The following is an 18011-nucleotide window of genomic DNA, read 5'->3' on the forward strand; positions in this document are numbered from 1 at the left end:
CCCCTACCTAAAAATCATTCTTTTCAGCTATTGTTTGCGTAAGTCCTGTCAGTATAAAACACTCAACTCTGGTTCCGGTAACACAAGCCCCCACTATACTACTTGCAGTTAGTGTGGGAGTATGTCAGCAAACTCGACTTTACGGTTAAGGTAGTGTAACGGGCTGAAGTTGGCTATGAGTAAAATTCGGATTGCTGTGATTGAAGATCATGACCTAACTCGTGTGGGTATTCGGACAGCACTACTGCAAAAGAATGACATTGAAGTTGTAGGTGAAGCTGCTAATGCTACTGACGGGCTAAAAATGTTAAAAATAGTACAACCAGATATTGCCATTGTCGATATTGGTTTACCAGATAAGGATGGCATTGAGTTGACACGGGAGGTAAAATCTACTATTAATGGGCAGCAGCTAGTGACAAAGGTGTTAATTTTGACGCTGCGGGATAATAAAGAAGCGGTGTTGGCAGCTTTTGCTGCTGGTGCAGACTCTTACTGTATGAAAGATATCAAATTCGGTAATTTGCTGGAAGCAGTGCGAGTCACTTACAATGGCAACGCCTGGATCGATCCGGTGATCGCTCGGATTGTATTACAACAAGCGCAACAAAATCCCCAAAAGTTGGAATCGGCTTTTGTCGATGCCAAGACTATTGCCCCTAACCCTAATTCTGTTGAGAATCAGGAAGGAATTCAACCTTACACCCTGACAGAAAGGGAATTAGAAGTGTTACAGTTGATTGTCGAAGGTTGTAGTAATGCACTAATTGCCGAAAGACTTTACATCACTGTTGGGACTGTTAAAACTCACGTTCGTAATATTTTGAATAAGCTATGTGCCGATGACCGTACTCAAGCAGCAGTCCGCGCCTTGCGTTCTGGGTTGGTTGGATAAAGTTAATTTTGGTTTGGAGCAATTATTGAGGATCAACACGAGAAACTCCCAACTTTGAGAAAGTTATATTTTCAAAGTGAATGGCTTCTCGGGTTTTCTGTTATTTATCAGGTGGGATAAACATTATCCTATCTCGCTATTCAAATATGTGAAAACTGAAGTCAATTATGTCTAAGATCGGGTTGGACAAACTTAAGCTCATGGTGGTAGATGATGAGCCAGATAACTTAGATCTACTCTACCGCACTTTTAGGCGAGATTTTCAAGTATATAAAGCCAATCATGCTTTGGGCGCTCTGGAAATCTTGGATCAATTTGGCGAAATGGCGGTGATTATTTCTGACCAAAGAATGCCAGAAATGAGTGGCACTGAATTTTTTAGTCGGGCTGTAGAGCGCTATCCAGACACAATTCGGATTTTGTTAACTGGTTTTACTGATGTCGAAGATTTGGTAGATGCGATTAACTCTGGTCAGGTATTCAAGTATATTACCAAACCCTGGAATCCGGATCAGCTCAGAGCGTTAGTTGAGCAAGCCACTGATACATATCGGCTAGTTAAGAAGCGCACGCAAGAGTTGCGTCGGGCTTTACGGCGAGAATCTTTGTTTAATGCGGTAACAACAGCAATTCGGGAATCTTTAGACTACGACAGTATGCTGCAAAAGATTGTAGCAACTATTGGACAAACATTTGAAGCTACCAGTTGCTTGCTCAGACCAGTAGAGGGCGATCGCCTTACACAAGACGAGTTCTTCTACCGCGATCCTAAATTCGATGTATCAGATAGCTTATTCGACCCCAGTGTTTTAATTGAAAAAGTACTGGAAACCCGCCATTATCAACTTGCTGAAGATGTATATAATGGCAAGGCTTCCCACCACCTAGTTGTGCCACTTAGCTACCAGCAGCATCTGTTGGCTGTGCTAGCCCTCCACCAATGGGGACGCGATCGCCCTTGGGAAGACGAAGACATCCAACTGATTGTAGGTGTTGCCGAACAAGCAGCCTTAGCTCTCTCACAAGCAAAACTCTACCAGCGCCTCCAAGAAAAGCAACAGCAGATTCACAATGAATTGGAGGTGGCTCGCCAAATTCAATACAACCTGCTACGCCAAACTTTACCTGACATCAAAGGTGTGAAGGTGCAAGCTTGCTGTTACCCAGCGCGGGAAGTCGGAGGCGATTTTTTTGAAGTTTTTGTTCATCCCAAAGGCGACTTGTGGCTAGCAGTAGGTGATGTTTCTGGTAAGGGCGTTCCAGCTGCTTTATTTATGGCTAGTATTATTTCAGTTTTGCGCCGGGAATTATCTCAAGAAACACCAGCCGAGCCGAATGTGGTCATGCAGAACCTCAACTACGCTCTCAGTGAAGACTTGATTAGCAACAATTATTTCATCACCCTCGTCTTAGCCTGTTATACCCCTAGCACTAAGGAATTTGTCTATACTAATGCCGGTCATATTTATCCACTATTATGGTCACGCCAAGGTGCTTTAGCCGATAATCCCAATTACCTCAAAGTCCGCAGCGTTCCTTTGGGGATCTTGCCTAAGTGGCAGGCACAGTCTGGTCGTTTGGTTCTCGCGGCTGGAGACACATTGTTACTAGCCAGCGATGGAATTACAGAAGCAACGGTATCAACTAATTCTGATTCACCAGTAAAAACCGAGTCTAACGTTGAGCCAGTTAACCGTTCTATGCTGAATCAAGATGGTTTATGGCAACTCTTACAACAAGAGCAACAACCGCTTTCTCTTAACCATTTACTAGCTCGCATCCAGGCAGATAACCACGTTCAAGAAGATGATCAAACTATACTTTCAGTGGAGATTTTGTAAGTCATGAAAAGTGAGCTTCATGTACCAAGTGACTTGAGTTTTCTTAATATTGTCGAAAACTGGTTGCTAGGATGTTTAAAAATCCAACTAGGAGATTCTGTGGATTGGTCACGGCAATCAAGTCGTTTGAGACTGGCTTTGGTAGAAGCCTACTCAAATGCAGTCCGTCATGCTCACAAAAACAAACCAAATTTGCCAATTTTACTGCGTTTGGAACTCAAAGACCGGGAGCTTGCCTTAGAAGTTTGGGACTTCGGCGAAGGCTTTGATATGTCTACATACTACACTCCAAACCCGATGGAAAAACAAGAAGGTGGTTATGGTTGGATGATTATGAATCGTCTTATGGATAAGGTCGAGTATCAGTTGCAGATTGATGGTGCTAACTGTCTTAAATTAGAAGCTATTTTACCCGAATTAGTCCAATAGACAAAAGTTACTATTTTTCAAGTAATATTATTTATCCAAGTTGTAGATGACTAGATTTTGTTTTGGGTATAATCAAATATTGTCTAAGGTATTACACTTATTTACTACTTTTCACGACGTAAAGAAAGTAACTCTTGGGGGGAAGCTAAAAGTTTGATTCTAGTATAGGAAATTTGCCGTTGTTGGTTGAGGATAAATAGCCACAAGACATTCACACTACACCAGGAAGTTTGGGCTTTGCCTGTTACCTGGATTTGGATATCACCGTTTTCTAAAGTGTCGGCTATTGCTGTGTTGGGGTAAGCTTTAATGTTTTGGCCTTCTTGTTTTAAGTAGGCTGCGATCGCATCTGTCCCCAGAATATCAGATTCAAATGGTGGACGCATCACACCATTTCCCGCAAATAAGGCAGCAGTTGCTTCAAATTCTCCGGCATTTAAGGTTTTAAAATAGCCGAGTATACTTGGTTCTGTAATTCCCTCAATCTGGAATTCTTCTTTCAACTGGGCTGGCGATATAAATTCAGCAGAAGTCATAAAATTACCTGGATCATCCTAGCTGAATATTAATTTCAATACAAAAATAGCTAAAAAGAAAGCTCCTATTGAGAGAGATTGCCACATATTCGTAAATCTTCCTTACGATGGAAGTTTTACAGCATTTAATCGAATAACCAAGCGCACAGGCCACTTTTAGGAGAAGCGATACCACAACACGGGTTTTGCCAATGCAGACAAACAGAGGGTAAGTTAGTATCATCCATAACCAAAATAGCTTCCTTCTTGCCCTCGGTTATATTTTCCAGTTATTAGTATATAATATGCCTAAAATTACTGTTTGCATTCCTACTTTTAATCGTGTTAATCTCCTCCCTTATGCGATTGACAGCATACTCAATCAGTCTGAGCAAGACTTTGAGCTAATTGTTTGTGATGACGGTTCTAGGGATGCTACACCTGGATTGATATCACAGTACACAGATCACCGGATTAAATATATCCGTCATCCGCAAAATATTGGTAAAAGTAATAATATGCGCTCTGGCTTTGATGCTGCCAGTGGTGAATATTTTATTAAATTTGATGATGATGATCGGCTAACACCCGATTTTCTCGCAAGTACCGCAGCTATTCTTACTCAAGACTCTAGTATTGATTTTGTTGGTACAGACCATTGGATAATTGATATTAACAATGTGCGGGATGAGGCAAAAACTCAAGAAAATTCTCATCGCTGGGGTAGGAAGAATTTACCAGCAGGTATTGTAGATAATTTGTTGGAAGTTGTATTTATTCAGCAAAGCTTTCAAATTGGGGCAACATTATTTCGCCGTCAAACATTGCAAGAATTAGGATATATGCAGCCAAATCTGCAAAATTGTGAGGATAATGATTTATTTGTGCGTCTGGCTTTGGCTGGAAAAAATGGCTATTATTTACCAGAATTATTGATGGAATATCGCTCTCATGCAGAGCAGCAAGGTATCAATCGAGCCATTCCTTATTTATTTGATAAACTCCGGTATTTAGAAAATTATAAGTTTGAGTCGGAAAAAATAGAGACAATCAGGAAAAATCGTCTAACTGAAACGCAATTATTATTAGGTTTGCGTTTAATTGAAAAGGGTGAAACGCAAAAAGGCAGAGAGCTAGTTTTAGCAGGAAAGTCTTTTTCAACTCCTAAAGCTTGGACTGGTTTAGGATTATCGCTGTTACCAGTTGGGTTGCGAGGTAAGGCATTTAATGCACTGCGACAGGTGCGGGGTTAGGCTATGGGAATGCGCGGGCTATGCTAACGCATCCCTTTTTATATCAAATACTTAGTGGAAATGTCTCACGCAGAGACGCAGAGAATGCTATGCAGAGTTTTTACATCGCAAAGAACTTATTTTACTAACTACTAACTTCTTGACCACTCATCAATAATAGTCAAAATTCTTTTTTCACCCAAGTTTTTAACAGATTTTACTACATCACGGTAATCTTCAAAGACTTGCTTTGGCTTCTTATGTCGAGCATCTTCTATAGCTTTGGCAAGTTTTTCCGCGTCAGGAATTCTAGCGCGTTGTAACTTTATAGATAACTCGTCTTTATCCAAAGAGTTCAATAAACTGAGTGGATTACTCTGTTCACCCTTTTGGGGAATAAGGTTTTCAAGTTGCTTGAACTGACTATCTATTCTCTGTCTTTCTTGTAGAAATTCTGACTTAAATTCATTGAATTGCTTCTCAAGACGTAATTCTAGATTTGCCAGACGTGGTTCTAACTTTGTTGTTTCAGGGTGTGGTGTTACTATTTTACCAGAAGAATCAATTCCTTGGAGAGATACAACTTGCTTTAGTACTAAATCCTCTAATTTTGGGGCGATGACAAAACTATTAACCATTTCAGCTTGCCGAGGATTTTTTTCTCGTGCCCTGACAGCAGCATAATATTCAAAATGTCCATCAACTACCGTATAGCTCTCTACTCCTGTCACTTTCACAATTAATGGTCTGATAATTCCTCCAGTTTCTATAATTATGTCTGCGAGATTTTCCAAATCAGCCTCTGAAAAATTTGATCGAGGTTCATTAGAAGTAATATTCTTTACATCTACTAAAGAAAAATTCATCATTTATTTAACCCTATTCCCGTTAATACTTCATCTGCTAAAATTTCAAATTCCATAGCAGATTTTTGAGCATCTGATTTTACTTCTTCTGCATATTTAACAACAGATTTGGGATCAGGATATTCTAAATCTCCAACTGTTATAGTCTGATTCATGCATTCGGATAGTACGGTTCTATCATAAATTACTGCTTCCATCAAAGGCAGATTGTAACGTTCTGAAATCACGCTCCTTTGTTTAGGAAAAGTATATTGTAAAAATTTGGAATTGGTAGAGATTTTTGAAGCGAGGATACCCATTAATATAATATGTGGTTTTCCTATCATTTCTCTAAATTCATTAACTTCTATAATAAAGTTTTTGACACTTAATAATCCTTGATTTGCAAATGGCTTTAAATCTGAAGGAATTATCAGGTAATCAGCAGCAACAAGTGCAACTTTAGCATATAAATCTCTCGATGGAGGTGTATCAATAATGACAACATCATATTCTTGCTCTACTTTTTTTAATTTCGTAACTAACCTAGTCTTACTAGCATCAATTTGATTAAGTTTATACTGTCCTTCTATTAAATTAATATGTGCAGGAATAACATCTACTTCAGGATTGTTAAAATAATGTGATTTTCGGATGACATCGGGTATTAAGTAAAAATCACCTGATTCTAATAAATGATAGATATTAGAATCTCGTAAATCATCATCTTCATCAAATTGAAATTTGATTAATCCTGTAGCAAAAGTAGTATTTGCCTGGGAATCTATATCAATTAACAGTACTCTTTTACCTTTTTTACTCAATGCTGCTGCAAGATTGACTGCAACAGTAGTCTTACCAACGCCGCCTTTATTGTGGTAGATTGCAATCGTTTTCATTGAATGTTGCCTCTTTGTTTCAAAAATTAAATTATTTTCAGTTATTTGAACTTCTGGTTTATCTACTAATTGTCCTTTTTTTAAGCTATCTCTACCAATTAAACCTTTAATTTTATCTAACTTGATCTCAACTTCCTTCCCAGAACATTGGAATAATAGCTGAATATCGTATTGCGATTTTTGATAAATTCTGATTTCTTTGCCATTAGTCAGTAATCCATATCTGACATTCAAGCTGGTTAAATAATGCCTGAGTCGGGGGACATGATTATTTAAGTTTTGTTTGGGATGCTTTGCCTCCATGACAACACTCAAGGGTGAGTTAGCATTTAAAACAAAGGGAATAACTTGTGCGGCAAATGCTAAGAAATCTAAGCGGATGCTACCAACGGCAATTTCTTGATGCCAGGTGTCAGCAGTATAACCTAGCTGTGGTAGCAAATATTGCACTATGAGTTTGCTTTCAACTTCGCTTTCGTTACGGCACATCTCAGGATTAAAAGGCAATATTTTTATACCTCTAAATAACTCTTGGACTTGGGAGAAAATCTGATATTTGCTCGATTATGGCATAGCCTTAATTATTTTGAGTGATATAAATCACTTAGAAATAGATAAAAAATCATCATTAAATTAGTACTTTTGCTGATAAAATAAGCAATTCTGAGAGCTAGCGATATTCAAAATTAACAGGTCATATATGTATTTGCCCATTACTCCTGTAAGTCGCTAGAATCAAAGTGTTTACTTAAGCTATTTGCGCTAAAGGTTTTGGCTACTGTATCTTGTCCCCACTGCCATCAACTCGTTGATAGTCAAGCTATTAATTGTCCCTATTGCCGGACAACACTCAAAGCTTACGGCCATCCCGGTATTCCATTGCACCGCGCCACTGGGGAAGGGTATCTGTGCGACACCTGCACATATCACGCTGATGATACTTGCAATTTTCCCCAGCGTCCCTACGCTAAAGACTGTACCCTCTACCAAAATATTGAAAAGACAAAGTTAGAGTTGGAACAGCAGCGTTACACTAACAGTTTTACATTAACTCTAAAAAGTTGGATAAAACGCAATCAAGCTTTGCTGTTGCTATTAGGTTTATTATTGGTCTGTTTGTTGTTTGTTATATTAAGGTCTTGATTTGTGTTTACTAGGGAATGGGGAGTGGGGAGTAGGGAATTGTCAAAAATAACAAACAATTCCCAATCCCTAATCTTCAAGTTGTGGTGATTTTGGATACTTCAGCAATAGGTTCAACTTGTATCGGTGGCGCTTTTTCTTCAAAGGCAGTTAAATGGAACCAAAAAGTTGTGCCTATGCCAACTTCACTCACTAGATGGACTTTACTACGATGTCTGTCGATGATATTTCTGACAATCGATAAACCTAAACCTGTGCCTTCTAGGGTGTGAACTCGGTTTTCTACGCGAAAGAAGCGTTCAAAAATTGAGTGTTGATCTTCTGTGGCAATGCCAATTCCAGTATCGGAAATTTCAATCCGCACTGGAGAAGATTCGGTGTGACTGGGCTTGAAATCTACTTGATAGGCGCGGATTACCACTTTACCACCGGCTTTTGTGAATTTAAGGGCATTACCAATTAGGTTGCCAAACACTTGTACTAACAAATCATAATTACCCATTACCAAGGGCAAATTAGGAGCAACTTCCTGAAGAAGTTCAACACCTTTATCTTTAGCATTGAGTTGGTAAGTACGCAGGGTTTGCTCGATCGCTTGGGCTAAATCTACGCCATCGAAGCTGTAGTTGCGACCAGATTCGAGTTTTGACAAATCCAAAACATCGTTAACTAGGCGGGTTAAGCGATCGGTTTCATGGTTCACAGTTTGCAGAAACTCTTGCCGTTCTTGCAAAGCTAACTCTTCACCGTAGTCGTGCAGGGTTTCAATATAGGTTTTGATGTTGAATAGAGGCGTTCGCAGTTCGTGAGAAACGTTGCTGATAAATTGACTTTTTGCATCGTTTAACTCAACCTCGCGGGTAATATCTTGGATAGTAATCGCAATGCCTTTAATGCTTTCTCTTTGCAGATTGAGTACTGTAGTCAAGAGAATGCGGATCGTCCGTGGAATGGGTTGGTTAATAAAAATTCGGAATTCGGCGCTTTCGCATTCCCCTGCTGCCATTTCGTACAAGGGACGGGTGATTTCCATTTGTACCGATTGGGGCAAGTGATGCAACACATTCTGTCCGACGACATCAGCGGCTTCCCAGCCAAAAATTCGCCGCGCTGTGGGGTTGACTAAAATCACTTGCATGTTGTTATCAATTAACACAGCACCATCTGCGATCGTCGAAACTAGGGTTTCTAGTTTGGCTTTTTCTGCGGTCAGTTCCTCAATATTCTGTTCTTCATAGCGCTCTAATCGCTCTCCCATTTCGTTAAAGCTTAAAATTAACTCACCCAGTTCGCCCCCTAATGGTAAATCAATGCGCTGCTTGAAATTCCCGGTAGCAATTTGCTTCACCCCCACCAGCAGCTCTTTAATCGGCTTAGTGATGGTCAAGGCGTTAATCACTCCTGCCAAAATCACCATTACCCAAATCGTGATAAAAACGGCAATGGTGACATCGCGGGTAAAATTGGTGGATATGATCGCAGTCTGATTGGGGTTGAAACCGATCGCTAATACACCTAAGTATTTTTTATTGACGATCAGGGGAATAAATACATCGGTGACTACTCCATCTGGGGTCAGATGTTGCCGCACCATCGGCTTTTCCCCATCACCAGGGTAATCTTCTGGCAGTTGTATCCGCCGTTTAATCGTGAGGGAGTTTTCTACCTCCGCTTCCCAAAAAGGAATGCCAAAAAACATTTCCCCGGTTTCATCGGCGTAGAGCATATAACGCACACTAGAGGTGCTGTTATAGAAACGTTGGGAAAATTGGGCAACCTCACTAAGATTATGATCAGCAACTAAGGGGGCAACATTGGCAGCAAGCAGCAGTCCCAAGTCACGGCCAAAGCGGGTGTCATTCATCCGCGCATCCTGCTGAATTGTATTCACAGCCCAGAAGGTCAGACCACTCATCACTAACGAAACTACCATTGTAGCCACAGCGAGCAGTTTGGTCTGGAGGGTGAATTCTGACCACCAACTAGCGATCGCATCTCGAATTGTTTTTAACAGACTTAGCATCTTAAATAAAGTTGTTAGTAGTCTTTGTTATAAGCCCAACAACTAAAAAATTAACAGTTAATTCGATAAATATGTTAGGAGAGAGGGAGATGGGGGAATGCAAGGCTTTCAAATTTTGAGCTAGTTGTCCGGCTCAGGTTAGCGGGGGCTAGTAAACTTGAACTCAGTACCAAGATATTTTTACTGTCGGCGACACTGCATTGTCAGAGAACACCATCGCTAGGATGCTACTGCAAAATCTGTGTACTGCCGCATCTTAGGCTCATGGAATGCCAACACTATATCTTCCTTGGCAACACCCGCACGAAGTAGGTCAGTTGCGATCCCATTTTCAGTCCAATCTTCCTCGATCCAGAATTTGCGATCTCGAATCCGAATGTAGACGGTCATACCAGTAATGCGTTCACCATTTTGCCAACCAAGGTTCATCCAAATATAGTGACCCTTTTGCTCATCCATAATCAAGAATGTTTCGATATCTCGATTAGGACTACGGTTGCATAATTCTATATATTCCGTCAGGATACGCTTAATTATCTTGGGATACTCAGTTAATTTATCCATTTTGTGACCTCCTCTGTCTCTGTATCGACGATAATGAGTGGAAGTTGATGTTTGTGGAGGATGAGTTGAATTACATCCTGTTTGAAAAAGCTTTTATAAGCGATCGCACCGACAGCAACGTAAAGTTTACGGTCTGGTGCTGTTTCCTCTAAAAGATAACGGTAGATGTCGTACTGACCGAGAGTCTGTTTTAAATCTTGTATCTTTGATGCACCAACAAAGCTTTTCACTTCCACAACAAGTTTTTGCCCATCTCGTTCAGCCGCAATGGGGCGTTCAGCACCTAGATCAGCGTACAGCGTTGTTCTTCGATACTGAATTACATAGGGATCATCTGTAATCGTCCAGTCGTCCTTGATCAGTGCGTTTTTTACCGCATTATGGATAATGTCTAACTTGGGCATAGCTTAAGTATAAGTCAGCCTCGCTATCTGATGGAAATCAGTGCCAGCCTTAAAGCCGACATCAGACTGCATTTTGATTGGATCCCTAAACATAGTTTAATCTAAGCATCATTAGCTACCCTATGCCTGTTAAGTGTGCGGGATTGTCCATGCGGTGTACGCTATTGTTAGCCTATTGGCAGATAACAGAGCTTTATAACGCAAGAATCACCCGCATAACTTCTTGAACAAGCAACATCGTGCGATCGCTTATCTTTGCTCCCCCTGCTTCGCACTCACTATTTTATGCCCAATATCTCTCCGGTAATATATCCCCTGAAACTGAATATATTTGATACTTGCATAGGCTTGGGCGATCGCTTGCTCAAAATTTTCTCCGATTCCAGTCACATTTAATACTCGACCCCCATCTGTCACTACTTCTTGTTGCTGGTTTAACTTCGTACCTGCATGAAATACAGTTGCTCCTGTTGCCTCTGCCTTGTCAATGCCCGTAATTACCTGGCCTTTCTCATATTCTCCTGGATAACCACCTGAAGCTGCAACCACAGTGGCAGATGCTCCCTCTTTCCAAGCAATAGGCGGCAATTCACTCAATCGCTGCTGTACACACGCTAGAATCAACTCTTCTAAAGGTGTTGCTAACAGTGGTAAAATAACTTGGGTTTCTGGATCGCCGAAGCGACAGTTAAATTCTAAAACTTTAAAGTCGCCATCGGGTGCAATCATTAACCCAGCATAGAGTACGCCTCGGTAATCAATGCCTCTAGCTCGTAAGGTGGCGATCGCCTTTTCTAAAACTTCTGTTTGAATGCGTGCCATCAAAGAAGGTGTAGCAATGGGTGCTGGGCTATATGCTCCCATCCCACCAGTATTTTCCCCTATATCGCCGTCACTAATCCGCTTATGGTCTTGAGCTGGCAACAAGGGTCGAATTGTTAACCCATCGGTTAACGCTAAAACTGACACCTCTTGCCCAATTAAACATTCTTCAATGACGACAAATTTACCAGCACTGCCAAATTGTCCCTGAAAAATCGCATCAACGGCACTTTCTGCCTGTTCAACTGTTTCAGCCACCGTTACACCCTTACCAGCCGCCAAGCCATCAGCTTTGACGACAATTGGCGCTCCCTGAGATTTGACGTAAGATTTTGCTGCTGCTGCCTGTGTAAATACCGCACTCCGTGCCGTCGGAATCCCTGCTTCTTGCATTAGAGCTTTTGCCCAAGCTTTACTCGCTTCAATTTGCGCTCCAGCTCTGACTGGGCCAAATACCATCAACCCTTTCTCTTGAAGATAATCTGTGATTCCCTTCGCCAAGGGGACTTCTGGCCCAACTATCACCAGAGTTATGCCATGTTCTAGAGCATATCGGCTCATGCCCTCAAAATCATCTACTGCTAGGGGCAAGTTCTGGCAACGTTCCATACTTGCTGTGCCCCCATTCCCTGGTACACAGATAACTTGCTCAATTTGCTTAGATTGCAACAGTTTCCATGCCAGAGCGTGTTCGCGCCCCCCATTACCTACAACTAAAACTTTCACTGATTTCCTTGTGCGTCCCTATTATGCATATAGCAATCCTATCTGATTTGTGAAAATTCTCGGTGTCCAGATCCCCGACTTCTTTAAGAAGTCGGGGATCTAACTTTTCATCAATGTTTTAGGATTGCTATATCTAACTTTAATTATTCCGATCTGCTAACCTATTTTAACTATTGAGTTTTCACTGTATTTATTCTTCAAATTAGATTTCATGAATTAGTGAATTTATAATTTTTGTTCTTCGCAATTACTAAATATATTTCATAATATATCTTAAATGCAAGTAGATTAGTTTAATTAATCTATTATGTTGATAACCTGCAATAAGTAATTTAAAAAATTATTAATTAGTAACGGATTATTGATTATAATTATTAACTTGTAAATATTAAAGATAAATCAGGATATAAAAAAATAGGGAGCATGGGTAAAATTATCGTTACTGGAGCCGCCGGGTTTATTGGTTCTCATCTTGCAGAAACATTGCTGCAACAAGGAGAAGAAGTAATCGGAATTGATGAATTCAATGATTACTACGATCCGATGTTAAAGCGTAAGAATATTGTACACTTGCATCGTTCACCTGGTTTTAGATTAATTGAAGGAGATATTCAGTTTTTAGATTGGCAGAAACTCCTAAAAGATGTTGATCTAGTTTACCATCAAGCGGCACAAGCAGGTGTGAGAGCAAGTTGGGGTAAAGCTTTTCGAGGTTACACAGAACGAAATATTAACGCTACACAAGTTTTGCTAGAAGCAGCCAAAGATGCTAAACATCTGAAAAGGCTAGTATTTGCCTCTTCATCGAGTGTATATGGTGATGCAGAAACATTACCTACCCACGAGGGAATTTGCCCTCAACCAGTTTCTCCTTACGGCATTACAAAGCTAGCAGCAGAATTTTTGTGTGAACTGTATTACAAAAACTTTGGTGTGCCTTGTGTGACATTGCGCTATTTCACTGTTTATGGCCCCAAACAGCGCCCAGATATGGCATTTCATAAGTTCTTTAAATCGATTTTGCAAGATGAAGCGATTCCTATTTACGGCGATGGCCAGCAAACGCGGGAGTTTACGTATGTTAGTGATATTATCGCTGCTAATTTAGCCGCCGCGATCGCACCCGAAGCACTGGGAGAAATCTTTAACATCGGTGGTGGTAGCAGGGTAGTTTTAGCAGAAGTCTTGGATAGGATTGAAGAAATCGTTGGGAAGTCAATCAAAAGAAATTACATAGAAAAGGCGATGGGAGACGCTCGTCACACGGCTGCTGATGTATCTAAAGCAAAGAAAATTCTCGGATATCAGCCCCAAGTTTCTTTGAGAGAGGGTTTGATACAGGAATGGGAGTGGATTAAGTCTTTATATTAACTCTAGACAAGTGGGGAGTGGGTGAATACGCTTGGGTTAAGGCTAAAACTCTTTGTCAAAGGCTAGCCTCTCCCAAAGGGAGAAGACCGCATTTTTCGCTCTTTTCCCCTTCCATAAGGTAATTACGAATTATTAATAAGGCTTCCTTATCCCTTGAATTAACTTAATTGCCTTATCTCGTTCTTCAATTAAGCGGTTGATTTCTAAGGCAAACTTAGCACTATGTTCTGCCAAGTCAATGATTACCCCAGTCGGAATTACGACCGCCTGTAAATCTTGAACCACGGTGACAGTCGCTAAACTAGATTGTCCTGCTAAGAGTGACATTTCACCGAAACAATCCCCACTTGACAAACGAAATACTTCTTGCTCTTTATCTTGAAAGTTTTTTACTGAGAGACGAACGCATCCATCCCAAACAATAAAAAATCCTTTGTCGAGATTTCCAGCTTTGACAATACATTCACCTACGCCGTATTCTTCAACAATGGCGCTACGAGCAAGTTTATTGATAGTACTAGGGTCAAGAAAGGCAAGATAAGGGAGAGCTTCTAAATATTCCAATACTCTTTCTTGGGGAACTTCGCTTTTTAACAAAGCTTGATCGAGGGAATAGTCTATTTGAGTTGACAAGGGAATTGTTAACTTGTGACGCTTGATGGCGTAGTAGATTCGTTTTAATAAATCACCTCTTACATCATCTTTCTTGGGATAATCATTGATGTATATTTTCATTTCGTAACTGATGAAAAAATCACCATATTCTTTGATACGTGTCTTAGGTTCTGGCTCGGCAACAATTCCTGGAGTTTCTAATGCAGCTTTTTGCAGAATATCTATAACTTGATTAGGCAAATCATTATGAGAAAACTTGAGAAAAACCCTTTCTGCATGGATGGGATTGAGTAAAGTATAGTTTTCAAAAGTTGTTTGTCCAAGTTCTGCATTTGGGATGACGATGATATCTCTATTTCTGGTTTTCAGGCGAACATATCGCCAATTCATCTCAATTACTTCTCCGTCAAAACTTGTGCCTGTTCGCTGCGAAAATTTTATCCAATCTCCTTCTTGAAAGGGTCTCTCTAAGAGTAGTAGAAAACCTGAAACTAGATTACCTAAAGTATCTTTTAGAGCTAACGCTATGACTAAAGAGCCAACCCCAAGAGCAGTTGTAATGTGTGCTAAGTCAATTTGCCAAATATTAGAAAAGATTTGCACCCCAATGAGTAATATAACTGATGCTTTTGCTAACAACAAATAGAGCTTTGGTAATCGAATTTGCCAAGCTTTAGGTTTTTTGCGGGTTGTCAGAGTAGTGTTTAAAAAAGATAATCCGGTGTACATAATTACCACCCAAAATAAGCTTTCAATTGCCCGGCTCAAGTTTCCTGAAGGATTGAGGGTGAGAATCTGACGCATCACCAGCCATGCAGTCAGAAAGGGTAAAACTAGATTCCGCAGATGTTGCAGTGTTTCTACTAACGGTATATTCTGCCGTTGTAACCTCTCAATTACTTCGTTGAGAGCGATCGCCACCAGAGGAACTCCCAGCATCAAGGCAATTCCCCAAGTTAAAATGTCCCCAGTTCTTGCACAGCCTTGATAACTGCTGCTGGTTTACGTAATCCTTCAACGGCGATCGCTAGTGTACTCATGAACTTACGTTGTTGCTCTTCCATACTCCCCTTGAATAAAGGCCGCAAAGAGGGGCTTAATTCAAATAGTCGTTGATAAAATAGTTCGGCAGCTTGATCAGCGATTAGTTGAACTTTTGCAAAGGATGATTGCACCAAGTCAACTTTGCTCATTGATACCCTAGTAGCAGTAACCAAAATCCATGTGTCCACCTCGCCAATGATATCAATGTGCATTGGTCGGTATTGTATGAGAGTATAAGAGTCTGCTACCCACTCATAGGCAGCACGAGTCATCACAATGCTGTTGAGTTCCGCTTGAGTGTACAAGCGCATGACTAAATAAACCGATTCGCCCCAAACGTTGTAACCAAATTTCTCAGTACCGATCACCCCAGCTGTTACCGAACCAGTATGAATACCAATTCTCAACCCCAAAGCTAAATTTTGTGCCAACTCCATCCGATGCAAGATATTCAACATTTCCAGCCCAAAATCCACGGTGCGTTTAACGTGATCCAGTCGGGGAATCGTTAGTCCGCAGATCACCATGTAGTCGGTGTCAATTGTACTTTTACGCTCCAGCCCAAAGCGTTCCGCCGCCTGATCAAATTCATGAAATAAGCGAGTCAGCAGTTGAATAATTTCTGTCGGTGGGAGTCGTTGACTAAGTTCGGCAATGCCAACTATACGCGCATACAAGATTGTGACGTGTTTCACATGGTCAGCAATTAGCAACTCACCCTCTTTGAGGCGTTGGGCAATGGTAAAAGGTACAATATTGAGCATTAGAGCTTCGTTTTCCCGATTTTTCTGGTCGATTTCTCCTAACTTTTCGCCCAAATTAATAACCATTGCATTAAATGCCCGCCCGATCTCTCCAAATTCATCGTTAGCATTAATATCAACTGTGATGTCATAATTTCCGGCTTGCAGTTGTTGAATTCCTTCTTTGATGGCTGCGATCGGACGATTTACAAAATGAGAAACAATAATGCTCAAAAATGTGAATATGACAATTAAAATTGTGCTGGCGCTCAACAGCAACAATTGTAGATTGTTCACAGGAGCAAATACTTCATCTGTGTCCATCTGTGCCAATATTGCCCAGTTGAGATCGCCAATCTTCAAAGGAGCATAAGCAGTGAGGGCTGAGATCCCACGAGAATCTTTGAAGATGCCTGTACCAGTTTCACCTGTCAAAGCTTTTCGCACGCCTTCTGTTTCTATCTGGATTTTGTTTAGTTTCTTTTCAGCAGGGGAGTTATCTTGGAGTATAAATCGGGAGGGCGATCGCATCCGATAATCTGAGCCGACCAAATAAGCTTCCCCAGACTTTCCTAAACCGTGACTCACCCAGCTTTGGTTATTGGTCATGATGCGGTTAATTTCAGCAACGGATAGTCGCACCGCTAAAATTCCCACCAGCTTAGAACCGTCATAAATGGGGCCAGCGATAAACGCCATTTGGGAACCATAGGCTGGTTGATAAGCCTCAAAATCAGTGATTTGAATTGCCCCAGGATCAAAGGTTTGACCCACAGTTGCCACTAACTTGGCTAGGTTACTGGTGCGGTAGGGGCCAGTAGTGAGATTAGTGCCGTAGTCCGGTTCTTTGCGGACTGAGTAGATGATATGGCCTGTATTAGGATCGATTAGTAATAAATTGTCATAGCCCATGCTCTGAACTAGATTTTGAAATAAAGGTTGATATTGAGCATGAAAACGACTGTATGCACTACCATCACCAGGATCTAAAAGTTGAGCTTTTTGGTTCGCAGGATAGGAATTAGCAGCAATGTAGTAATGCTGGAGATATTTAGCAGCTAGGCTTACAGGACGATAGTTATTAAAACGGAGTTCTCCAGAAACTTTGTCAGAAATATTCGGAAAAAATTTATTTTCATAATAATTTTGCAAAGACTGCTCCGACTCTGGCGGAATTGATTTCTCATTCAATTCTTGAAATCCTTGGTGCAAATCTACCATCGCTGCAACAACCATCCTGTCTTCACACAAGGTTTTAACGTGGTTGCGGAGAGTTTGAAAGTAAGTTTTAATTTCATCGGACTTAGCAGCACGAACACTGATAAGCTGGTTAGAGACAGACTCAGTTAGCGATCGCTTTCCCATCTGCAACCCTAGATAAGCAATTATCAAAATCGAGCTAATACTGGCAAATAGAACTACGATAATAAGCTTGGATTTGATAGTCAACCGATTAAAGATGGGTAGCTGCATATTTGTGATGATTTTTTCCTGCTCCCAAGGAGCATAATACAGGCTGAAAGTTATTTATTCTTTTAGGGGTTTGAAAAAGAACGCAGAAGCTACAATTAACCCAGATGGATTTAAAAGCGTGGGATTGAACCATTGGGTTTTATACCCAAAACTAAAGTTTTGATTCATAATCATTTCCTCCTGCCTTCTTTTATACAGCAGATTGCGAGTTGGTGAGGTACAAAAATACCCCACTCTAACCCTCCCCGTATGTATTGCGGAGGGAACTAGATTTCTTTTTCCCCCTTTATAAGAAAGGGGAATTAAGGGGAGATTAAGGGGGGGGGTAATTCCAGGGTAAACGCATCTAAATCGCTCTCCCAAATTACTTAAAACTGGCTTCAAAAATCACGACTTATCCTGACTCTTTCCGGAACAATCCTTTAGA

At 40.8% G+C, this 18011-nt stretch carries 15 protein-coding genes; 6 read left to right on the top strand and 9 right to left on the bottom strand.

The features are described from left to right. The first annotated feature begins 175 nt into the window (after positions 1-175). From ACYTXL_RS34940 to ACYTXL_RS34950, 3 genes are all read left to right on the top strand, one after another. Complete coding sequence (locus ACYTXL_RS34940; protein ID WP_461928568.1) at positions 176-895, top strand: response regulator; 720 nt, start codon at positions 176-178, stop codon at positions 893-895. A 167-nt stretch (positions 896-1062) separates the two neighbouring features. After that, positions 1063-2736 (top strand): SpoIIE family protein phosphatase, encoded by a 1674-nt coding sequence (locus ACYTXL_RS34945; protein WP_461928569.1) that lies wholly within the window; start codon positions 1063-1065, stop codon positions 2734-2736. Positions 2737-2739: 3 nt separating this feature from the next. Further along, positions 2740-3165, top strand: coding sequence for an ATP-binding protein (locus ACYTXL_RS34950; protein WP_461928570.1), 426 nt, complete (start codon positions 2740-2742; stop codon positions 3163-3165). A gap of 104 nt (positions 3166-3269) precedes the next feature. Here ACYTXL_RS34950 and ACYTXL_RS34955 read toward each other — a convergent pair whose 3' ends face one another. Next, positions 3270-3701 (bottom strand): ketosteroid isomerase family protein, encoded by a 432-nt coding sequence (locus ACYTXL_RS34955; protein ID WP_461928571.1) that lies wholly within the window; start codon positions 3699-3701, stop codon positions 3270-3272. A gap of 284 nt (positions 3702-3985) precedes the next feature. Between ACYTXL_RS34955 and ACYTXL_RS34960 the strand changes: the two genes are divergently transcribed. Further along, positions 3986-4933: a glycosyltransferase family 2 protein gene (locus ACYTXL_RS34960; RefSeq protein ID WP_461928572.1), complete on the top strand. Its 948-nt coding sequence runs from the start codon at positions 3986-3988 to the stop codon at positions 4931-4933. 131 nt (positions 4934-5064) lie between these two features. Here ACYTXL_RS34960 and ACYTXL_RS34965 read toward each other — a convergent pair whose 3' ends face one another. Further along, positions 5065-5781: a ParB N-terminal domain-containing protein gene (locus ACYTXL_RS34965; protein ID WP_461928573.1), complete on the bottom strand. Its 717-nt coding sequence runs from the start codon at positions 5779-5781 to the stop codon at positions 5065-5067. Then, the gene (locus ACYTXL_RS34970; RefSeq protein ID WP_461928574.1) at positions 5778-7163 is read right to left on the bottom strand and encodes an AAA family ATPase; all 1386 of its coding nucleotides are present in this window, start codon (positions 7161-7163) and stop codon (positions 5778-5780) included. The genes ACYTXL_RS34965 and ACYTXL_RS34970 overlap by 4 nt, the downstream gene beginning before the upstream one ends. 264 nt (positions 7164-7427) lie before the next feature. Here ACYTXL_RS34970 and ACYTXL_RS34975 point away from each other — a divergent pair, with 264 nt between their 5' ends. Then, complete coding sequence (locus ACYTXL_RS34975; RefSeq protein WP_461928575.1) at positions 7428-7799, top strand: zinc ribbon domain-containing protein; 372 nt, start codon at positions 7428-7430, stop codon at positions 7797-7799. Positions 7800-7875: 76 nt separating this feature from the next. On the opposite strand, the gene nblS is transcribed toward ACYTXL_RS34975, so the two are convergent. The 4 genes from nblS to purD form a co-directional block, all read right to left on the bottom strand. Further along, positions 7876-9822, bottom strand: a complete 1947-nt coding sequence (gene nblS, locus ACYTXL_RS34980; protein WP_461928576.1) for a two-component system sensor histidine kinase NblS — start codon at positions 9820-9822, stop codon at positions 7876-7878. A gap of 219 nt (positions 9823-10041) precedes the next feature. Further along, complete coding sequence (locus ACYTXL_RS34985; RefSeq protein WP_461928577.1) at positions 10042-10386, bottom strand: element excision factor XisI family protein; 345 nt, start codon at positions 10384-10386, stop codon at positions 10042-10044. Continuing rightward, positions 10374-10790, bottom strand: a complete 417-nt coding sequence (locus ACYTXL_RS34990; RefSeq protein ID WP_461928578.1) for a XisH family protein — start codon at positions 10788-10790, stop codon at positions 10374-10376. The genes ACYTXL_RS34985 and ACYTXL_RS34990 overlap by 13 nt, the downstream gene beginning before the upstream one ends. A gap of 249 nt (positions 10791-11039) precedes the next feature. Further along, positions 11040-12338, bottom strand: coding sequence for a phosphoribosylamine--glycine ligase (gene purD, locus ACYTXL_RS34995; RefSeq protein ID WP_461928579.1), 1299 nt, complete (start codon positions 12336-12338; stop codon positions 11040-11042). Positions 12339-12761: 423 nt separating this feature from the next. Between purD and ACYTXL_RS35000 the strand changes: the two genes are divergently transcribed. Then, positions 12762-13709, top strand: a complete 948-nt coding sequence (locus ACYTXL_RS35000) for an NAD-dependent epimerase/dehydratase family protein (RefSeq protein WP_461928580.1) — start codon at positions 12762-12764, stop codon at positions 13707-13709. Between the two features lie 132 nt (positions 13710-13841). Here ACYTXL_RS35000 and ACYTXL_RS35005 read toward each other — a convergent pair whose 3' ends face one another. Both ACYTXL_RS35005 and ACYTXL_RS35010 read right to left on the bottom strand, forming a co-directional pair. Continuing rightward, the gene (locus ACYTXL_RS35005) at positions 13842-15263 is read right to left on the bottom strand and encodes a mechanosensitive ion channel domain-containing protein (protein WP_461928581.1); all 1422 of its coding nucleotides are present in this window, start codon (positions 15261-15263) and stop codon (positions 13842-13844) included. Between the two features lie 17 nt (positions 15264-15280). Then, positions 15281-17584: an adenylate/guanylate cyclase domain-containing protein gene (locus ACYTXL_RS35010; RefSeq protein WP_461928582.1), complete on the bottom strand. Its 2304-nt coding sequence runs from the start codon at positions 17582-17584 to the stop codon at positions 15281-15283. Positions 17585-18011 lie beyond the last annotated feature (427 nt).

This window comes from Nostoc sp., from assembly GCF_054880495.1.

What these genes read in the sequence shown, in the direction of transcription:
- ACYTXL_RS35000 (WP_461928580.1), top strand. Translation starts at nt 12,762, where the DNA reads ATGGGTAAAATTATCGTTACTGGAGCCGCCGGGTTTATTGGTTCTCAT.
- ACYTXL_RS34990 (WP_461928578.1), bottom strand. Translation starts at nt 10,790, where the DNA reads ATGCCCAAGTTAGACATTATCCATAATGCGGTAAAAAACGCACTGATC.
- ACYTXL_RS34940 (WP_461928568.1), top strand. Translation starts at nt 176, where the DNA reads ATGAGTAAAATTCGGATTGCTGTGATTGAAGATCATGACCTAACTCGT.
- ACYTXL_RS34945 (WP_461928569.1), top strand. Translation starts at nt 1,063, where the DNA reads ATGTCTAAGATCGGGTTGGACAAACTTAAGCTCATGGTGGTAGATGAT.
- ACYTXL_RS34985 (WP_461928577.1), bottom strand. Translation starts at nt 10,386, where the DNA reads ATGGATAAATTAACTGAGTATCCCAAGATAATTAAGCGTATCCTGACG.
- ACYTXL_RS34950 (WP_461928570.1), top strand. Translation starts at nt 2,740, where the DNA reads ATGAAAAGTGAGCTTCATGTACCAAGTGACTTGAGTTTTCTTAATATT.
- nblS (WP_461928576.1), bottom strand. Translation starts at nt 9,822, where the DNA reads ATGCTAAGTCTGTTAAAAACAATTCGAGATGCGATCGCTAGTTGGTGG.
- ACYTXL_RS34955 (WP_461928571.1), bottom strand. Translation starts at nt 3,701, where the DNA reads ATGACTTCTGCTGAATTTATATCGCCAGCCCAGTTGAAAGAAGAATTC.
- ACYTXL_RS34965 (WP_461928573.1), bottom strand. Translation starts at nt 5,781, where the DNA reads ATGATGAATTTTTCTTTAGTAGATGTAAAGAATATTACTTCTAATGAA.
- ACYTXL_RS34960 (WP_461928572.1), top strand. Translation starts at nt 3,986, where the DNA reads ATGCCTAAAATTACTGTTTGCATTCCTACTTTTAATCGTGTTAATCTC.
- ACYTXL_RS35005 (WP_461928581.1), bottom strand. Translation starts at nt 15,263, where the DNA reads ATGCTGGGAGTTCCTCTGGTGGCGATCGCTCTCAACGAAGTAATTGAG.
- ACYTXL_RS35010 (WP_461928582.1), bottom strand. Translation starts at nt 17,584, where the DNA reads ATGCAGCTACCCATCTTTAATCGGTTGACTATCAAATCCAAGCTTATT.